Annotated in this window: 12 protein-coding genes and 1 tRNA gene; 9 read left to right on the top strand and 4 right to left on the bottom strand. The window is 46.6% G+C overall.

Features of this window, described 5'->3' with window-relative positions; translation table 11 throughout:
* Nucleotides 1-7: 7 nt before the first annotated feature.
* Together C7460_RS15495 and C7460_RS15490 are read right to left on the bottom strand one after the other, a co-directional pair.
* Nucleotides 8-3,034 (bottom strand): SusC/RagA family TonB-linked outer membrane protein, encoded by a 3,027-nt coding sequence (locus tag C7460_RS15495; RefSeq protein ID WP_115869033.1) that lies wholly within the window; start codon nucleotides 3,032-3,034, stop codon nucleotides 8-10.
* 270 nt (nucleotides 3,035-3,304) lie between these two features.
* Nucleotides 3,305-5,104 carry a 7TM diverse intracellular signaling domain-containing protein gene (locus C7460_RS15490; RefSeq protein ID WP_115869032.1) on the bottom strand — a complete coding sequence of 600 codons (1,800 nt, stop codon included), beginning with the start codon at nucleotides 5,102-5,104 and terminating at the stop codon, nucleotides 3,305-3,307.
* A 160-nt stretch (nucleotides 5,105-5,264) separates the two neighbouring features.
* On the opposite strand from C7460_RS15490, the gene C7460_RS15485 reads away from it, so the two are divergent.
* The 8 genes from C7460_RS15485 (at nucleotide 5,265) to C7460_RS15450 (ending at nucleotide 17,371) form a co-directional block, all read left to right on the top strand.
* A complete protein-coding gene (locus tag C7460_RS15485; protein ID WP_115869031.1) occupies nucleotides 5,265-6,359 on the top strand; it encodes an Mrp/NBP35 family ATP-binding protein in 1,095 nt (364 codons plus the stop codon).
* Between the two features lie 2 nt (nucleotides 6,360-6,361).
* Nucleotides 6,362-6,649, top strand: coding sequence for a NifU family protein (locus C7460_RS15480; protein WP_115869030.1), 288 nt, complete (start codon nucleotides 6,362-6,364; stop codon nucleotides 6,647-6,649).
* A gap of 4 nt (nucleotides 6,650-6,653) precedes the next feature.
* Nucleotides 6,654-9,614, top strand: coding sequence for a T9SS-dependent choice-of-anchor J family protein (locus tag C7460_RS15475; RefSeq protein WP_115869029.1), 2,961 nt, complete (start codon nucleotides 6,654-6,656; stop codon nucleotides 9,612-9,614).
* Between the two features lie 58 nt (nucleotides 9,615-9,672).
* Nucleotides 9,673-12,333: a D-alanine--D-alanine ligase family protein gene (locus C7460_RS15470; RefSeq protein WP_115869028.1), complete on the top strand. Its 2,661-nt coding sequence runs from the start codon at nucleotides 9,673-9,675 to the stop codon at nucleotides 12,331-12,333.
* 62 nt (nucleotides 12,334-12,395) lie between these two features.
* On the top strand, nucleotides 12,396-13,247 hold the full coding sequence (locus tag C7460_RS15465) for a PASTA domain-containing protein (RefSeq protein WP_115869027.1): 852 nt from the start codon (nucleotides 12,396-12,398) through the stop codon (nucleotides 13,245-13,247).
* On the top strand, nucleotides 13,244-15,088 hold the full coding sequence (locus C7460_RS15460) for a T9SS type A sorting domain-containing protein (RefSeq protein ID WP_115869026.1): 1,845 nt from the start codon (nucleotides 13,244-13,246) through the stop codon (nucleotides 15,086-15,088). The genes C7460_RS15465 and C7460_RS15460 overlap by 4 nt, the downstream gene beginning before the upstream one ends.
* Nucleotides 15,081-15,389, top strand: coding sequence for a rhodanese-like domain-containing protein (locus tag C7460_RS15455; RefSeq protein ID WP_115869025.1), 309 nt, complete (start codon nucleotides 15,081-15,083; stop codon nucleotides 15,387-15,389). The genes C7460_RS15460 and C7460_RS15455 overlap by 8 nt, the downstream gene beginning before the upstream one ends.
* On the top strand, nucleotides 15,386-17,371 hold the full coding sequence (locus C7460_RS15450) for a choice-of-anchor B family protein (RefSeq protein ID WP_115869024.1): 1,986 nt from the start codon (nucleotides 15,386-15,388) through the stop codon (nucleotides 17,369-17,371). The genes C7460_RS15455 and C7460_RS15450 overlap by 4 nt, the downstream gene beginning before the upstream one ends.
* Nucleotides 17,372-17,405: 34 nt before the next feature.
* Here the strand turns inward: C7460_RS15450 and C7460_RS15445 are convergent.
* Nucleotides 17,406-17,479 (bottom strand) — tRNA-Ile (locus C7460_RS15445).
* Between the two features lie 642 nt (nucleotides 17,480-18,121).
* On the opposite strand from C7460_RS15445, the gene C7460_RS24090 reads away from it, so the two are divergent.
* Complete coding sequence (locus C7460_RS24090) at nucleotides 18,122-18,418, top strand: hypothetical protein (protein ID WP_147302976.1); 297 nt, start codon at nucleotides 18,122-18,124, stop codon at nucleotides 18,416-18,418.
* 141 nt (nucleotides 18,419-18,559) lie between these two features.
* On the opposite strand, the gene C7460_RS24470 is transcribed toward C7460_RS24090, so the two are convergent.
* Nucleotides 18,560-19,075: an REP-associated tyrosine transposase gene (locus tag C7460_RS24470; RefSeq protein ID WP_394340428.1), complete on the bottom strand. Its 516-nt coding sequence runs from the start codon at nucleotides 19,073-19,075 to the stop codon at nucleotides 18,560-18,562.
* Nucleotides 19,076-19,248: the final 173 nt, after the last annotated feature.

Here is a 19,248-nt window from a genome sequence, read left to right as displayed (position 1 = left end):
TAGTTGATTAGAATTTCATGTTTACACCCATGGTATATACAGCAGGTATCGGGTAGACCTGACGGTCAATACCGTTGCTTACTTCAGGGTTGAAACCATTGTAATCAAACATTGTAATTGGGCGTTCGGCCGTAAAGGTGATTTTGGTTTCTGGTGTTTTTCGTCCTAGCATTTCCGAAGCGGGTATTCGGTACGCTACACGTACATTTTGTACGCGGAAGTACGAACCATCTTCGATAAAATAGTCACTCAGCGCCTGGTTCCAGCCTTTGCGCAAGCCAGCAGCAGACGGGTACTTATTCGAAGTGCCCTCACCTCTCCACAGGTTGGTGGCCAGGTCAGCATCTATGTTGGCATCATTGGTAAAGATGATCTCTCCGCGCTTACGGTTAAGAATCTTGTTGCCACGCTGCCCCTGGAAGTTTGCGGTAAATTCCCAATTTTTGTAGTTGAGCCCTACATTGAAACCATAGGTAAACGAAGGCAGGTATGAACCGAGAATCACACGGTCTTCATCATCGATATCGCCATCTCCGTCCTGATCTTTGTAGATAAAGTCACCGGGCTCCAGGTTGGCATCCGCCAAAAACTCTTCACTCAAACCGCTATTGAGAATTTCTTCTTCGGTCTGGTATACACCCAGCACCTCTCTGCCATAGAAGGCCAAAAGTGGCTCTCCTACGTATGTACGCTGACGAAACTCTGCCGAGCCGCCATCGATATAAGGCTGGCCTCCCAGGTCAAGTGTCTCATTATTGAGTGTGGCAAAATTCAGCCCGAAATTGTAATTCAAATCATCAGACAAATTATCCGACCAGTTGAGGGCTACTTCTAACCCTTCGTTTCTGATCACACCATTATTTCTTCTTACCGAACCACCTTGCACAGGGATTTGGAGTGAGATTACGGCGTTTTCAGTATCTCTGATGTAATAATCTGCGTCTAATGAGAGTCGGTTATTGAGGAATCTAGCCGTCAGACCGATGTTGGTTTCTGCTACTACTTCCCACCCTAGTGAGTCATAGGTGTTGTCCACCACCAGGCCGGTTACGCGCTCTCCATCAATGGCTGTAGTGACCACTGAGGTAGTGGCTCCTCCAACACTTGGATTTACAGAGTCATTACCCAGCTTACCCCAGCTACCGCGAAGTTTCAAGAAACTCACTGGAGCCACATTTTGCATAAACTTCTCTTCAGAAATCACCCATCCCGCACCTATGGTAGGGAAATAACCCCATTTCTCCTGGTAGCGAGATGTTCCTTCTGCCCGGAATGTTCCATACAGGAGATAGCGATCATCAAAATTGTAAGCCAGGCGGCCAAAGTAAGAAACTCCATACTCACGGAAACCAAAATCGCCAGAGCTTGCCTGCACAATCGTGTTGGCCTGATCGATGTACCAGGTCTCTTCACCACCAAAATTATCAAAATCCGTTCCGCGGATGTTGATGGCCTGTGTAGACTCGTCACGGTAAGAGTAACCTGCCATAGCTACCACAGAGTGTTTGCCAAAGGATTCGTTGTAGGTTAGTGTGTTGTCCCAAATCTGGTTGAGCACGTCTTCAGCCTTTTTCTGAATGGCCGCATCGATTACTGTTCTGCCCGTGTTGTAAGGCAGGTCTACCAAACGCTCCTCTAGAGACTGAGTGTTGTAATTGTATGCGGTTCTAAACTTCAGCTTATTGGGTATCAGCTCAATTTCTGCATGAAAATTGGCCAACACTTTTCGAATCTTCAATCGGTTATCATTGAAGGCCAGTGTAGTATATGGGTTTTGGGCACTTCGGTATCCGAGATCCTGAGCATTCGCATAGTTGTTTGTTGCTTCTGTATTTTGCTCATCAAATACCGGCATGATCGGCACCGCATAGTATGCTCTAAACCAGGCAGCATTTTCTCCACTGTATCGCGTAGCATTGCTCACGTTGAGGTTACCTCCTACCTTGAGCCACTCCGTAGCATCAATATCCACCTTTGCCCGCATATTCAGACGGTCGTATTGGTTTTTTGCTTCCTTCAGAAGTCCTTCTTGCTGGAAATAACTAGCACCAATGGAATACACCGTATTGTCTGTACCACCACTTACATTGAGTGAGTGATTTTGAATAGGCGCTGAAGCTTTCATGATTTCATCGTACCAGTCTGTATTCACAGCCGGCACATTCGGGTTGATTCGGCTTCTGCCGTATCGCTGCATTGCATTGTCTATATAGCTGGCATCTGCAGCGCTGCCTGTTTCCAGTGCATATTGAGTAAACTGCTCTGCGTTGGCCATTTTCAGCACATTTTGCGGCACCTGTGTACCGTAGTACCCGTCATAGGTCACTTGAGGAGCAGAGTTATAAGACCCTGCCTTTGTTTCTATGAGCACCACACCATTCGCAGCCCGCACACCGTAGATAGCTGCAGCTGAGGCATCTTTGAGTACTGATATGCTGGCTATATCCGATGGATTTAGAAAATCGATATTGTCGAAAAACATCCCATCCACCACATAGAGCGGATCAGCATTGCCCTGTCCTGGATATGAACCAATACCTCTCACGCGTACCGTAGGTGAATTACCGGGTACGCCATTGCTCACAATCTGCACACCAGCCACTTTACCCTGTAGTGCCTGCATCGCCTGCCCCGTAGGAGTCTTGGCTATTTCGTCGGCTTTTACAGTAGTGATGGCAGAGGTGAGGTCCTTTTCTTTTTGAGTACCATAGCCGATGACCACTACTTCCTCTAGCTCAGAAAGATCCAGGTCCATGGAAATATCAAGCGAAGTACGTCCATTTACAGGAACCTCCCGAGATCCATAGCCAACATAAGACACCATCAGTACAGCATCTTCGGAAGCTACTGTCAGCTGATAGTTTCCTTCTATATCAGTGATAGTACCATTGCTGGTACCCTTCTCCACCACACTGGCACCTATCAGTGGTTCAGCATTTTCTGCATCCGTCACCTTACCGGATAGCGTAAAATCCTGCCCCATGACGTAAGTCACCATGAGCGAGAAAATCAGACTTAGTTTAAGCTTTCTCATATTATGAATTTGACATTTTAATAGGTTTTGTATGATGCAACTTTAGAGAATCTGCAATCGTTTTCAAAAAAATTCAAAAATTAATATCTTAGAATAATACAATATAAATGAAAACACAATCCACCAGCAAAAACACAACTGTATCGCTTTAATAACAAGCAATAATTTTTAATTAAAATTCAAATACACAAAAAAGACTAGTTGATGTAACGCTTGAGTGTCATTAAAAAACCCCTGAAAAAATTCTTCTTAAAATACAATCAGAAAAAATCAAACTTCTACTTGAGAACTGATGTCATTGAAGATTTCGTGAATATCTGGCGATTGATTGTCAGATTGTGATTTTATGCGTTTCTTAAACTCCCACACAGTGTTTTTGCGCAGATCCAGAATTTCAGAAAGCTCGTTGAGGGAATATTGATCCTTATTGGTGGTTTCGTAAAGGATATAAAAGGCCTTTTCCAAAGGAAATCGAATGCCGTGAAACAACGTATGAGTCGTGGGTGATTCCTGGTAGCCACATTTGGTACAGCGCCTGCTCATAGGCGAGCTACCCTTGCTATGGGTAGAGGCTCCACACTTGAAACATGCATACCCATCGCGCCATTTAAAGTTGCTCAGTGCCTTTAGGCATTCCTCCCTCGACCCAAACACTTCTTTAAACTCCTCATAGGTCAATTCTTTGTTTTGAATTCGTTCACGCTGAATCGATTTAATGTTGTTGCGCAAACGATAATTATCCAGGTCCAGCAGGGAATTAATCTGCGAGATATCTCTTTTTTGCTGCTCAAGCAGCTCATTCTTTTCGCGTAGTTCATTGGTTCTGAGCGCCACTTCCTGCTCTAGTCGCGCATTAATGCCGTCCTTGAGCCGCGCAGTTTCTTCGTGTTGGCTGATAATTCGCCTCAGCGCACGATCTCTGTTGGCCTTGAGGATGCGCACCCTGTCACTGAGGGCAAACGACAGAAAGAGCATCTCAAACACAAAACAAATGTGCAGACTGTAATAACTGAGGATATAAAAAGGAATGACCGAAAGCATCAGCAACGCTTTCAGAATAAATCCCAGGAAAAGAAAACCAAAAGCCACAATAAAAAAACGTGCCGGCTGGTAACCTCTACGGTACACCATTATACTCCCCCAGAATATAATGGTAAGTGGGACCAGCTCAATATTCCGATACTGAAATAGGTCATTATTAATAAACAGCGCATAGATAAACACCCCGATACGTGCTGCAAATACTACGTTGAGCACTTTATCGATTTTGGGTGCCCGTATTTTCAGGTTCAAAAACTTTTTGGAAAAAAGTATGGCCCAAAAAATCATCAAAAACAGGGAAATCCCATGAGCCACTTGATTAAACATCGGACTCTCCCTCCATATGTACTGAAACCCAACCCCGTCTACACTCATGGCAAATGCTCCGCCACTGATCATATAAAATGTGTAATAGAGGTATTTGATCTCGCGAATGGCCGAGTAGATGAGCAAGTTATATAGTGAGATGATCAAAATCATCCCATAGAAAATGCCATACAGGTAATACTCAGCCAGCGCATACTCCATAAACCACGAATAACTCCTGATCGCTACACGGATATCCGCATATTCATGGCTTTTCACTCTAAAATAGATGAGGTATTCTCCATCTCTCGGCAGCTGTATTTCAAAGTTTTTATGAGCAAAGGGTTTTTCCGTAAAGGGAAACATGTCGCCCATTTGGTAGCGGTCAAAACCTTCTGCTTCCGGGGATTGAATGTAGACATCCAAAGAATCAATCGTCTGGTCAAAAAACTCCAACAAATACCCTTTGGGCACGTCCGGTATGATCACTTTGAGTTTTACCCAATAGGCTGATGACGTATTGTAATCTTGAGGTATAAAATTGAGGTCCTTATTAAACCGCGGTTGAAAGTCTGGGTCAGAAACCTGCGCAATGGAGGCATCACCTTTCACATCCTCCCACAAATCCAAATCAGTCACCTTTAGCTCTACCTCCCGCGTATCCGGAGTGATCACCACTGGTGGCGAATAGAGCAAGATGAAAAGTGAAAGCAACCAGGTCATTAGCAAATGGGGTATTGGGTTTAGATTGGACAAATCTAAACCAAACAGACACCATCAATACCGGTTTTCTTTGGTTTTATCCCGACATATATGTAATCTGAAGAACCATAAGTTTGCTGTCGAGGTTACCTTGATTAAACTTGCGGTTCATATCGATCAAATGGAGATTACAAGAGAAAATATACTCAAAGCACTGAGCGAAGTACAGGATCCTGACCTCAAAAAAGACCTGGTAACGCTCAACATGATTCAAAACATTCAGACTGCCGACGGGATCATCCGATTTACCGTGATGCTCACCACTCCGGCTTGTCCACTCAAAGAGCTCATCAAGCGTGACTGTGAAAAAGCCATCGCCAAACACTTCGGAGAAGAGGTGGCTACAGAAATAGAAATGTCCAGCACGGTAACAACCATCCGCGACAATGCGCCCCTGCTCCCCGGAGTGAAAAACATCATAGCAGTGGCCTCAGGCAAAGGTGGGGTTGGCAAATCTACTACTGCAGCCAACCTGGCTGTGGCATTGGCCAAAACAGGTGCCGAAGTAGGTCTCATTGATGCAGACATCTTTGGTCCTTCAGTGCCTACTATGTTCAACTGTGAGCATGAACAACCGGGCGTTACGGATGTAAATGGCAAAAACATGCTCATCCCCATCCAGCAGTATGGTGTTAAACTGATGTCAATTGGCTTTTTGGCACCACCAGAAAATGCCGTGGTATGGAGAGGACCTATGGCCAGCTCAGCTCTTAAGCAATTTCTGGGCGATACACTTTGGGGTGACCTGGACTACCTACTGATAGACCTTCCCCCGGGTACCAGTGATATTCACCTTACGCTCGTACAAAGCGTGCCGGTAACTGGCGCACTCATAGTGACTACCCCGCAAAAGGTAGCTTTGGCAGATGCCAAAAAAGGACTGACCATGTTTCAGCAGCCCCAGATCAACGTTCCCGTGCTGGGCATCATAGAAAATATGGCATATTTCACCCCAGCTGAGCTTCCTAACAATAAATACTATATTTTTGGAGAAAACGGAGGACGAAACCTCTCAGAGAAATATGATGTTCCATTTCTGGGACAGATACCGATTGTTCAGAGCATTCGCGAAAGCGGAGACTCAGGATACCCGGCTGTATTGAAGGATGATGTCACCGCGGAGGCATTTAGAAACTTAGCTGAAAACACGGCGCAGCAAGTAGCCATTAGAAATGCTACAGCTGCCAAAACCAAAAAAGTAGAAATTAATACCTAAACATGGCCGACAAGGAACTTTTAGACAAAATAGAGTCAGCACTGAACAACATCAGGCCGTATCTGGAAGCAGATGGTGGAGATGTAAAGCTCCTGGAGGTTACAGACAATCAGGTAGTGATGCTAGAGCTGCTAGGCAGCTGTGGCTCATGTCCTATGTCTACCATGACACTCAAAGCAGGGGTGGAAGAAGCGATCAAACGAGTAGTCCCGGAAATCAAGGGAGTGGAAGCCATCAACATCACTTCTCCCGACGACCCCAACGCACGTCTTCCTGAAACGATGATGTAAACCCATGAAAGCCCTCATTGCAGTACTTTTTACCTTGCTGACTTTGGCCAGCTTTGCTCAGGAAAGATGCGCTACCATGCAGCTTCCGGCCAATAAGCTAAGATCAGAAAGTACTGCAGAATTTGAGGCCTGGCTGAGCAACCGAAAATCACAATTCAGCACCAGTCACAGAAGACAGCAACAGGTTTACGAAATACCGGTGGTCTTTCATGTGATTCACGATGGTAGCGATGTGGGTTTTGGCAGCAATCTCCCCGACGAACGCATCATTGAACAACTCGAAATCCTTAATGAAGACTTTAGGCGAACCAATGCAGATGCCAGTGATACGCCTAATGAATTTTTATCAGTTGCAGCCGACACAGAAATCGAGTTTGTCTTTGCGCGGCAAGATCCGGAAGGACTCCCCACTGATGGCATAGTACGCATTCAAGGTGCCAAATCCGAGTACAGCATCTCTGACGATGCTGCCCTAATGGCCGAAAGCTTTTGGCCTCACGAACACTACATCAATTTTTACATCACCAACCTTTCGGGTAACAATCTGGGCTATGCACAATTTCCCTTTTCCAATCTGGAAGGAATTGCGTCTGAGCTCGAAAACTACCGGTCTACCGATGGCATAGTCATCGACTATGTCTGGGTGGGGCGCAACACCAACACTGGAAGCTTTGATAGCCATGGCCGCACAGCCACCCACGAAATGGGCCATTACCTCGGACTTAGACACATCTGGGGCGATGGCGGATGCTCTGCTCAAGATTACTGTGATGACACGCCTGAGGCTGCCTCATCCAGTAGCGGATGTCCCACCAATAAAAACACCTGCGACAGCAAAGACATGGTCCAAAACTACATGGACTACACTGACGATCGCTGTATGAACCTGTTTACAGTATGTCAAAAAGAACGCATGCGTACCGTGCTGGAAACGAGCCCACGACGTAAAACACTGCTCACCTCTCCCGGCCTGCAAACGCCAGTACTTGTCGCAAACAACCTCGGCGCCCGATCAATCATTGCTCCTCAGCAATCTGACTGTGCAGAGACCACCACACCCTCACTACAGGTGCGCAACTATGGTACCAATGAAATCACTTCTTTTGAAGTAGCCTTATACCTGAATGGCAGTCGGATTGAAACGCAATCCAAAGAAGTACTCCTCGCTACAGGTGAAACCAGCCAGGTAAGCTTCTCTCCGCTTACTATCGACCACACTGTAAGCAACAATGTGCGCTTTGAAGTGATCAGCGTAAATGGCACTACGGATGCAGAGCCAGAAAATGACATCAAGGAAGTATTGCTGGCACCTTCTGCCCTCGACAACATCCCCTTTTACGAAGACTTTGAAGAATCAAACACCTATTTTCGACGCGCAGAACAGGGCAACACCTCCACCTGGACCTTTAGTACTGCACCAGACTCTACCAGTGGAAATCAGGCAGCCATGGCACCCTACTACAATCAGGAAGTCAACTTTGGCTTGCAAGACCGACTGATCACCAAAACCCTGGACTTCTCCGGGCTTACCTCCGCACAGCTGGAGTTTAATTATGCTTATGCCCCACGGCGTATACCTGGCACCTCTCACTTTTACCTGGACGGGCTCATAGTAGCCGTATCCACGGACTGTGGTCAAAACTTTCACCTGCACAACTATGAATTTGAGCGCTACGGACTGGGCCTAAACACCACACAAACCCAGGATAGCAGCTTTGCCCCATCGGTGCAAAGTGACTGGAGCCCGGTATCATTAAACCTCACCAAGTACGCAGGTCAGGAAAATGTTCAAATCGCATTTATAGGTGTAAACGGAGGAGGCAACAACATCTACATCGACAACATCTCCGTATCTTCAGGCGAATTGCTCGCAGACGATGTAGGGATACGAGGCGTGGATAACATCCCGGTGGTCACTTGCGACCAGTTTTCTTTTCCCAGTCTGGAAATCAAAAACTATGGATACGAGGATGTCACCTCGCTGCACATCAAACTACAGGTAAACGAAACAACGAAAACATTTGAGTATACAGACCTGAACATACCTAGCGGTGATGATCAAAACTTTACTTTCAACCTGTCTGACGACCTACAAGATGGCCCTAACGACATCACTTTCACTATAGAAACCGTAAATGGCCGAACCGACCTGCAGCCCGGCAACAACCAGCGCACTTTCCGAACACTCGTAGATCTACAGGAAGAAGTGATTCCTATTCAGGAAGATTTTGAAAACATGCAGTGGGTGACATTTAGCCCGGAGGGTGAAAACCTCTATTACACACAGATGGTAGAAGGTGACCTGGCCCTCACCACCAACAACTATGACAACCCTGTCACTGGTAGAAGCTATCTGGTATCCCCCACCCTTATCACGAGTGGATATACTGAGGCTGCCATTCGCTTTCGCTATTCTTACGCAGAGCGGACAGGATTTAACGACAACCTCAAAGTCCTGCTTTCGCACAACTGCGGACGAACCTTTGATGTGGAGCTCCTCAACCTAAACTCTGAGCAAATGGCCATAGTAAGCAGCTCAGCAGAATGGGATCCCGAAAGTGAAGATCTTTGGCGCACCGAATTTATAGACATCACTGAGCACCTTAAATACCCGGACCTGCGAGTGGCATTTGTTTTTACCAATGGCAATGGCAACAAACTGTATCTGGACGATATAGATATCCTCACCACAAATGACCCTAAACTACCCGAGTTTCAGCAAGAACTCGTCGTATACCCCAATCCCTCACATGGAGATTTCAGGGTGACCTTTAACCTGCCAGAGAAAAAAGAACTGGAAATTCAAATCATGGACATGAGTGGCAGAATCATCTACCAACAAGTACATGCTAATATCCTCAACCAGACGCTGCGCTTCCAGGCACCATCGCAGGGAGGCTTTTATGTTTTGCATGTCAAAGGTGATGGATATGAAAAAGTAGAGCGGCTCTTCATCAAACGCTAGCCATTAATCCCACTCAGCTCACTAGTTGCTTGAGGAATTTGCCTTAATTTTACCCGCTATGAGGATCGGAATACTTTTTGGAGGTCAGTCTCGTGAGCGAGAGATCTCTTTTGCCGGTGGACGCACCGTATATGACAACTTAAACAAAGCACTTTTCACCCCAGTACCCATATTTATCGATAGCCTGGGAAACTTTATTTTACTGGACTGGAAATACCTCTATAAAGGCACCATTCGTGACTTTTACCCAGCTGCCGAACAGCTCCCACCGAGTCCTCATTTTTTCCAAATCTATGCCGAATCCCTTCAAGATCAGGAAGCCATCGACAAGAGCATAGCGGCAATAGGTAAAAAACTTCAGCCGGACGAATTAAGCCAACACATAGATTTTGCATTCCTGGCCCTGCATGGCCCCTATGGTGAGGATGGAAACATTCAGGGAATACTGGAATGGTACAACATCCCCTATACAGGTGCGGGCATCCTTCCCAGCAGCATCGGTATAGATAAAGAAATCCAAAAGGCTGTGCTGGCATCTGCTGGTTTCGACACACCGGCTTTCACCACTACTTCGCGTACCAGTTGGGTACAGTCACCACAAGAAGTCATCTCATCGATCGAGAAATCCTTTAGCTATCCCGTAGTAGTAAAAGCACCACATCAGGGCTCATCTATAGGAGTGGCTATTGCCAAAAACCAACAAGAACTGATTGATGGCATCAATCGCGCCTTCTTCATCCAAAAGATCGCGCCTGGCATGTGGAAAAGCTGGTCGGACGAGCAAAAACGAAACTTCTTATTGCAGTTTACCGACATCCGCGAAGGGCTGGGCTTCCCTGTGCTGGTAGATGGCAAGCTCATCCATCATCCGGAGGAGTTGTGGCTCCTGCTGGATGAGTCCGAAAAAGATGAACTTTCGCTGGAATCCCCAAACGGAGAATCCGGCATTCTGATAGAGTCCTTCATCAAAGGCAAGGAGTTTTCGTGCATCGTGATAGCGGATCAGGACAACCAGCCACTGGCACTGCCTCCAACAGAAATCCGCAAGTCCAGCACGCTGTTTGACTACCGCTCTAAATACCTACCAGGCATTAGCCGAAAGATCACACCAATAGAACTGCCCGAAACGGCCATTCAGGAGATCATGAGCAAATGTGAACGCCTGTTCACATCGCTACACAGTCAGGTATATGCCCGTCTGGATGGGTTTTACACGGAAGATGGAGCCATCTATCTCAACGACCCCAACACCACTTCGGGAATGCTTCCGTCTTCATTCTTTTTCCACCAGGCAGCAGAGATTGGCCTCAACCCATCGCAGTTTCTCACCTACATTATTGCCAAAAGTCTGGAAGCACGCACTCAGGCTGGCAAGCACATTTACCAGCTCAACCAACTGCGCGCTAACCTCAACGGGCAGCTCAAAGCCATTGCCAATGCTGAAGAACAACGCACCAAAGTAGCAGTAATCATGGGTGGGTTTTCTTCCGAGCGCCACATCAGCGTGGAAAGCGGCCGCAACATCTTTGAGAAGTTGGCTTCCTCAGACAAGTACCTGCCCATCCCCATTTTCCTTACGGGAAATGAAGACCAACACGAGCTCTATCAGCTACCGGTAAACATTATGCTGAAAGACAATGCAGATGACATCCGTGACAAAATCAAAGCCAATAAAGCTGCACACCCGGTTATCGATGCGATCAGAACACGTGCAGCCCACATCACGGACACGTATGCCTCGGGAGAAGCCCTTCAGCTCGAAACGCTGGACTATGATCAGCTGGCAGCCCGGGTAGACTTTGCTTTCATTGCGCTACATGGTCGTCCGGGAGAAGATGGAGCCGTACAGCAGCAGCTCGAGCAAAGAGGCATTCCTTATAATGGCTCCGGAGTAGCGAGCTCGCAGGTGTCCATCAACAAATTCGAAACCAACGAACGCCTGCGCAAAGAAGGTATTTTGGTAGCAGATCACCTACTGGTCCATCAGGAGGATTACCAAAAAGACAAAGCTCAAACACTGGCAACCATTGCCGAGCGCTTCCCATTTCCTTTGATTGCCAAACCAGCGGACGATGGCTGCTCTAGCGCTGTAAAAAAGATCAAATCTCCTGAAGAGCTGGAAGCATTTTGCGAAATGATGTTTAGGGATACTGAAGCATTCCCGCAAGGCCCAAAAGCAGCGCTCAACCTCAAAGACAATGAAGAGTTTCCTCAAAAAAACTACTTCCTGGTAGAATCACTCATAGGCCCCGAAGGTGCAGACCGGTTTTTGGAAATCACAGGAGGAATGCTCACTCGCCTGGATAATGAAGGCAACTTAACTTATGAGGTTTTTGAGCCTTCTGAGGCTCTGGCTTCTGGTGAGGTATTGTCTTTAGAAGAAAAATTCCTGGCTGGAGAAGGACAAAACATCACTCCGGCCCGTTTTGGCGACAGCCGTGAAGAATACCAGCGCGTAGCTAAAGAAGTAAAGCAGGTGTTGGAAAAAACGGCACGAGTCATTGGTGTGGAAGGCTACTGCCGTATCGATGCATTTGTGCGCATCTACCCTCATAAAGTGGAAACAATCATTATTGAAATCAATTCCCTGCCGGGAATGACACCTGCCACTGCTATTTTTCACCAGTCGGCACTCAATAATATGAAGCCCTATGAGTTTATAGATGAAATCATTGCGTTTGGTTTTGCCCGAAAGCAATTGAAAACACCAATAAGCTAAGTGTGGATTTTATAGTTTGATTATCTTCGATCGTCCAAAGACCAGTTTTATAAACAACACCTATGTCGATTTTTAAAATCAATTCCTGGAAAGACCTCCTACTACACGTAGGTGTCATCGTCACCCTGGGAGTGCTTTTTGTTTTTATCTTTTTCTTCGTCTACCTGCCCATGAGCACCAATCATGGTGAAACCATCACAGTACCTGATGTTACAGGAGTTCATGTAGATGATTTGGATGAATTTTTGGAGGTGCGCAACCTGCGCTTCGAAGTGCAGGAAGACTCTGGTTTTTCTGCCGACCTTCCCCCGCTTACAGTGCTCCACCAGTTTCCGCTGCCCAGTGCTAAAGTGAAGGAAAATCGAAAAATATACGTTTCGCTAAATGCGGAAAAACCTCCTCTTGTGCGTATGCCCAAACTGGTAGGTGGATCGGTAAAAAACGCTCAGTTTGTACTGAAAACGTATGACCTAAACCTCGGAGAGATCAAATATGTACCGGACTTGGCCCTTAACTATGTACTGGAGCAGCGACTGGAGGAACGGGAAGTACTTGAAGGCGAACGCATCCCCAAAGGATCTACAATCAACCTGGTAGTAGGCGATGGACTAGGCAAGCAAACGCTCGAATCACCCAACCTCATAGGGCTGGATTTGGAAAGTGCTCAGTTTGCCATAGTAGGTTCGGGATTAAAAATAGGAGAAATCACACACGAGAAAGAAGGAGTTGCCGTTGTGAAGGTGGAGCTGGAAGATGGCACCTTCGAATATGAAGAGCAACCTGTAGCACCCGGCGCAGTATTCAAGCAGCGCCCAACTTCAGGTCGTTCCATGCGACTGGGGCAGATGGTAGACCTGTGGATCTATAGCCCTGATTCGCTCAACACCAGCCCAACCTTACTTGATCAGGAGTGAAACACCTTTTATTCACCATAGCAATAGCATTAGGCTGGCAGGCAGCTGCACAGTTTACCATTTTCGGTATCGAAGCAGAGGCGCCTCAAGCGCAAAACACATCGGCACGAGTAGCCACTCAGGCTGAAGTTCTGTTTCCTTTTTGGGAAGACTTCTCCACCTCTGGCAGCACTCCAGACACACTCAAGTGGGCATACGGCGCCAATGTATACATCAGCCCCAGCCTAGCAAAAAACCCTCCTACTTATCAGGCAGCTACTTTTGATGGCCTTCAGGGCAATGGTGCCGCTTACGACCTAACCAGTGAGTTCAATGCCCCCACAGATTCGCTGGTGAGCCAGCCCATACCTATGGGTACGGATGCCATTGATCAAAACTCCACCTACCTGTCGTTTTTTTGGCAGGCAGGAGGCTACGGCGAGCTACCCGATGATAATGATTCTATACGCGTACAGCTGCTGGATGTAGACTCAGTGTGGCATACCGTCTGGGGGCAAGTCGGTGGAGAAGAAAATGCTTTCGAAACTTTTCAGCAGGAAATCATCAAAATCGATGATCAGCGCTTTTTCCATAACAACTTACGAATCAAGTTTCAGGCGTTCACCAGCCGTAGAGGTCCTTTTGACACCTGGCACATCGACTATATCTACTTAAACGACAACCGCTCATCCGATGACCTCAGCCACTTCGACAGAGGCATGACCGGTGTATTGACCAACTTATTTGCGCCCTATCACGAGATTTCGATCCATCAGTTTAATGCCAACCCGGAGCGCTACCTCTCCCCACAGCAAACTCAGGTATTTAACCTGGACGGGGTTTTCCACACGTTGGAATATTACCAGCAAATTCAAAACCTCGCTACCGGCGAGTATTATACAGATGCTTTTCTCGACAATGGCGGTGGCGGTGGCCTGAAAGCTTATGAGATGCGTAGAGTCACAGGAGCCAGCAGCTTTGCCTGGCCTGAGCTCACTGAAGACTCACTGGTTCTACAGAGCACCTTTTACTACAAAACGGGAGACAAACACCTGTTTGAACAAGTAGTGGGCACAGACACGGTGTTTGAAGCGATAGACCTAAAAGTAAACGACACCATTCGTGCACAATACACGCTGCACAACCACCTCGCCTACGATGATGGCACCGCTGAATTTGCCGCCGCACTCAACCTACTACAAGGGCAGCTCGCTATAAAATTTGGCTTAGAAGCACCTGACACCCTTTCGCACATAGACATCTACTTTCCCAGCATTGCTCCGGATGCATCCAGCAAATCCATAGACATCAAGGTATGGAATCAACTTAGCGACCGTGGCATCAAAATTAGTCAGCCATTTACCGTACCAGCACCTACAGGGCTCAATGCCTTTACACGGATACAGCTAAGTGAGCCAATACTGGTTGAAGACACTTTTTACATTGGTTATCAACAAAACACAGACAACTATCTCGGAGTTGGCTTTGACAGAAGTAATCCTGCCGCCAGCGACATGATCTACTATAATGTAAGCGATGGCTGGGAGCAAAACACCCAACTGAAAGGTGCTATCATGATCCGTCCGGTGTTTGATGCCGACACGCTTATCACTACTGAGCTCAGTGCCCGGCACCTGTCCAATCATAAGGTCTATCCTAACCCGGGCAATGGCATCATTCATGTCACCAATGCTCCTGATCAGCTACAGGTTTTTGACCTTACCGGTGCATACATCACCAGTATCGAAGCGAGCGCCTACAAGTCAGACGTTTTTGATCTTAGTTTTTTGGAAGATGGAATATATTTGTTGGTAATAGACAACAACTCCCCACCCAAAAAACTGATAATTCGTCATGAATGACATTACCCCCGAGGAACTCAAACAACGCTTACTTCAAAACGAACCGCTTACCCTGTTGGATGTACGCGAACCGTGGGAACATGAAGAGTTTAACATAGGTGCTTCGTTGTATCCACTATACAACCTTCCAGATCGGCTTGAAGAGCTCACTCCTTTACAAGAACAAGAAGTGATCGTCCATTGCCAGTCGGGCAAAAGAAGTGGTCAAGCCAAGAAATTCTTACGAAAAAATGGCTTCAAAAAGGTCCGCAGCCTGATTGGTGGACTGGCATCATTTCATACCTCACCCCTCCAATCATGAAAGCATTATTTATTGGCTTTGCACTAGCTACTGCACTGATGACTGCTGCCCAGACCCCTTGCGAAAACGGGCTGGCTGGCGAATACCCATGCAACCAGATCGACCTACTGGCTCACCTCTTTCCTTCTGACCTAAAAGCTACCGAACACAATGGCTTTTACCTGAATGACTTATGGGGATGGACAGACCCTGACACCAATGCGGAATATGTCATACTTGGGTTAAAAGATGGCGTGGCCTTCATAGAAGTGACAGACCCGCTAAACCCTGTGATCATTGGTAAACTACCCGAACCTACTACCGTCGCACAGCGCACTGCCCATGTGATGCATGGCGAAAAATCGACCTGGAGAGACATTAAAGTGGCCAACAACTACGCCTATATCGTAAGTGACCTCAATGCCGACCATGGCATGCAGGTGATTGACCTTACCAGACTTAAAAATGAAACACCCGCCGTAGACAATATACTAGAGGCCGATGGCTGGTACCGCGGGCTGGGCTCTTCACACAATGTGGTTACCAACGAGCAAACAAACTACGTAATCGCCGTAGGCTTGCGAAATACCGCCAACTCCTGTAGCGGCGGCTTGCACATCATAGACGTCAGCGACCCTATAAACCCACAGTTTGAAGCCTGCTTCAGCGCAGATGGCTACACTCATGATGCTCAGTACGTCATTTATGAAGGTCCGGACAACCGATATAAAGGGCAGGAAATCGTCTTCGCATCCAATGAAAACACGCTAACGATCGTTGATATTTCAGACAAGAGTGACCTGAAAATGATCGGGCGAGAGACCTATGATCAGGTACGCTACACGCATCAGGGGTGGCTTTCTGAAGATCATCGTTTTTTCATCATCAATGATGAGCTGGATGAGCGCGAATATGGACACACCCCACGGACACTCATTTGGAATGTAGAAGATCTGGAAAATCCAAAACTGATCGGGAATTACTACCACAATGCTGTGGCCATAGATCACAACCTCTACACTCACGATAGTTTGGTGTATGCCGCCAACTACAAAAGCGGCCTTCGAGTGCTGGACATGAATGAAATAGCGCAGGGAAAGCTACGTGAAGTGGCTCATTTCGACACTTATCCCGAACTGGATGAAATCAGTTTTGGAGGAGCATGGAGCAGCTACCCGTATTTTGCCAGTGGCACAATAGCTGTCTCCGACATGAATAATGGACTGTTTTTACTGCGCCTCAGTCCGAAGGAAGACCCTATTGCTTCTCACCCAAAAGATTCAACCATATGTGAGGGTGGTACCGCTCGTTTTAGCATACAAACAGCAGGTGATGGACTCAGCTATCAATGGCAAAAATTCAACGGCAAGCGATATACTGATATAGCAGACGATGTAACAACCTCAGGTGCACAAACTGCCAGCATCTCATTTCCTGCCAACCGCTTCAATGAGGGCACCCCGTTCCGCTGCAGGGTTTCCACGGCTACAGATACGTATTATTCGTTCGAAGCTAGCTATACCTTATCTGGAAGCTTCCCAGTAGCCAACTATACCTATGAAAGCGGAGCGAACGGCACCATTAGCTTTACCAACCAGAGTGAGCACGCCACCGCCTATCTCTGGAGCTTTGGTGATGGTGAAACCTCTCAAGAACGCTCCCCGGTGCACGAATACGCCAGCAGTGGAGCATACGATGTGGCACTAATAGCTATGAATGACTGTGGTGGTGATACACTGACCCTACGCACTGCAGTGATTACCTCAATAGGTCATGCTAATGAAATACACATCTTCCCCAACCCGGTAAAAGATCAATTTCAAATGCAGCTACCTAACGCGAGCATGGTTCGCATCATGAACCTGGCAGGCCAGGTGCTCTATCGCAGTACGAGGGAATCGGGGATCACAACCGTAGACATTAGCCATTTACCGTCGGGACAGTACTTTGTTTGGGTGACTACAGGTGATACGCACATTAGACAGAAATTTCTGAAGCCTTAAAACGCAAAAGGCGAAGCATGTGCTTCGCCTTTTGTGGGCCCACCTGGGCTCGAACCAGGGACTTACTGATTATGAGTCAGTTACTCTAACCAACTGAGTTATAGGCCCTAATGCTGCGCTATTCGCACGGCATCTTTATTTGGGTGTGCAATATTAGAGAATTACCAACAATAATCCAATGGACTATCGCTCCGATGATTGGATTTTTTCTGCAACCGATTTGTGTCCCAATTACTACAGTGCCGAAACCACTTCTTGAAACCTATCACGGGTGTTGTCACCGGTAGCCATCGACCGATGAAATATCACCCAAAGCCGCAAAGCCGCTGCAGGTGTTGTCACCTGCAGCCATGAAACAATGGAACAACATACTAAGCCGCTGCTAGAACTATCACCTGCAAACAACAATACATCTAACTCAATCCGATTACCGACGGCTTTATTATGTACTGCTCCTTTTTTCTCATGTCGGTCACAAGACCACCATGGGCGGAGAAATTAACTTAATCCGCTGCAGGAGTTGTCTCCTGCAGCCATGAAACAAGAGGAAAAGCATACTAAAACCCCGCTAGAGCTATCATCAGCAAACAACCATACATCTATCTCAATCCGATTACCGACGGCTTTAATATGTTCTACTCCTTTTCTCTCATGTCGGTCACAAGACCAACATGGGCGGAGAAATTAGCATAGTGCCGAAACCACTTCTTGAGACCTATCACGGGTGTTGTCACCGGTAGCCAGCGACCGATGAAATATCACCCAAAGCCGCTGCAGGAGTTGTCTCCTGCAGCCATGAAACAGAGGAAAAGCATACTAAACCCCACTAGAACTATCAACAGCAATCAACAATACATCTATCTCAATCCGATCACCCACTGCTTTAATATGCGCTACTCCTTTTCTCTCATGTCGGTCACAAGACCAACATGGGCGGAGAAATATCACCCCGAGTCGCTGCAGATGTTGTCACCTGCAGCCATGAAACAGAGGAAAAGCATACTAAACCCCACTAGAACTTTCATCAGTAAACAACAATACATCTAACTCAATCCGATCTCCCACCGCTTTAATATGTTCTACTCCTTTTCTCTCATGTCGGTCACAAGACCAACATGGGCGGTGCAAGTGTTGTCACATGCAACAGCGAAAACAACACAATGTCGTGTGCTTTTATCACCCACTTAATTACCCACAATGATGTCTCAAAAAATCAAACCGACTTTCACTGGTATTATAGAAACTATAAGATGAATAGACGTATTCCCAGGGATAGGAACATAGCCCTGCCTCAACTGGATTATTGTGGATATAATCTAACTTCTGTTGAAACACCTGTTCTGAATAAAGCGGAATGCTCAGCGATTGCCTTTGCCAAATTTGATGTTTTCTATCTGATGCCCCGACTTCAAACCGGTTCAAGATTCCAGGGTTATGTTCTATCAAATAAAACTTAATTTTCTGCGCGGTGAATTTCAAAAAATCACGTTGAACACTCGAAGTACTAAATCCTTCTCGCATCTGCCAAATCAAATGAATATGGTGATTCATAATGACGAATCCGTAGATATACACTCTATTGTTCTTTGACAGAAAAGTTAGACTGTTTAAGATTATATCTTTCACCTCTTTATCAGCCAATATCGGTATCCAATCATGGATACTAGCCGTAAAAAACTGAGCATAATCATCTAATATTTCCACCTAACTAAATTACAACATTCTATTTAACCGTCACAATCCCTCGCCGCTACAGGTGTTGTCACCTGCAGCCATGAAACAGAGGAAAAGCATACTAAACCCCACTAGAACTTTCATCAGTAAACAACAATACATCTAACTCAATCCGATCTCCCACCGCTTTAATATGTTCTACT

It is taken from the genome of Marinoscillum furvescens DSM 4134 (assembly GCF_003386095.1).
GTDB lineage: Bacteria > Bacteroidota > Bacteroidia > Cytophagales > Cyclobacteriaceae > Marinoscillum > Marinoscillum furvescens.
The sequence above is the reverse complement of the archived record's forward strand: the minus strand, read 5'-3'. Positions and strand labels throughout refer to the sequence as shown.

Coding starts and splice junctions, on each gene's coding strand:
- C7460_RS15470 (WP_115869028.1), top strand. CDS start 9,673: ATGAGGATCGGAATACTTTTTGGAGGTCAGTCTCGTGAGCGAGAGATC.
- C7460_RS15455 (WP_115869025.1), top strand. CDS start 15,081: ATGAATGACATTACCCCCGAGGAACTCAAACAACGCTTACTTCAAAAC.
- C7460_RS15475 (WP_115869029.1), top strand. CDS start 6,654: ATGAAAGCCCTCATTGCAGTACTTTTTACCTTGCTGACTTTGGCCAGC.
- C7460_RS15465 (WP_115869027.1), top strand. CDS start 12,396: ATGTCGATTTTTAAAATCAATTCCTGGAAAGACCTCCTACTACACGTA.
- C7460_RS24090 (WP_147302976.1), top strand. CDS start 18,122: ATGAAATATCACCCAAAGCCGCTGCAGGAGTTGTCTCCTGCAGCCATG.
- C7460_RS15490 (WP_115869032.1), bottom strand. CDS start 5,104: ATGACCTGGTTGCTTTCACTTTTCATCTTGCTCTATTCGCCACCAGTG.
- C7460_RS15495 (WP_115869033.1), bottom strand. CDS start 3,034: ATGAGAAAGCTTAAACTAAGTCTGATTTTCTCGCTCATGGTGACTTAC.
- C7460_RS15485 (WP_115869031.1), top strand. CDS start 5,265: ATGGAGATTACAAGAGAAAATATACTCAAAGCACTGAGCGAAGTACAG.
- C7460_RS15480 (WP_115869030.1), top strand. CDS start 6,362: ATGGCCGACAAGGAACTTTTAGACAAAATAGAGTCAGCACTGAACAAC.
- C7460_RS15450 (WP_115869024.1), top strand. CDS start 15,386: ATGAAAGCATTATTTATTGGCTTTGCACTAGCTACTGCACTGATGACT.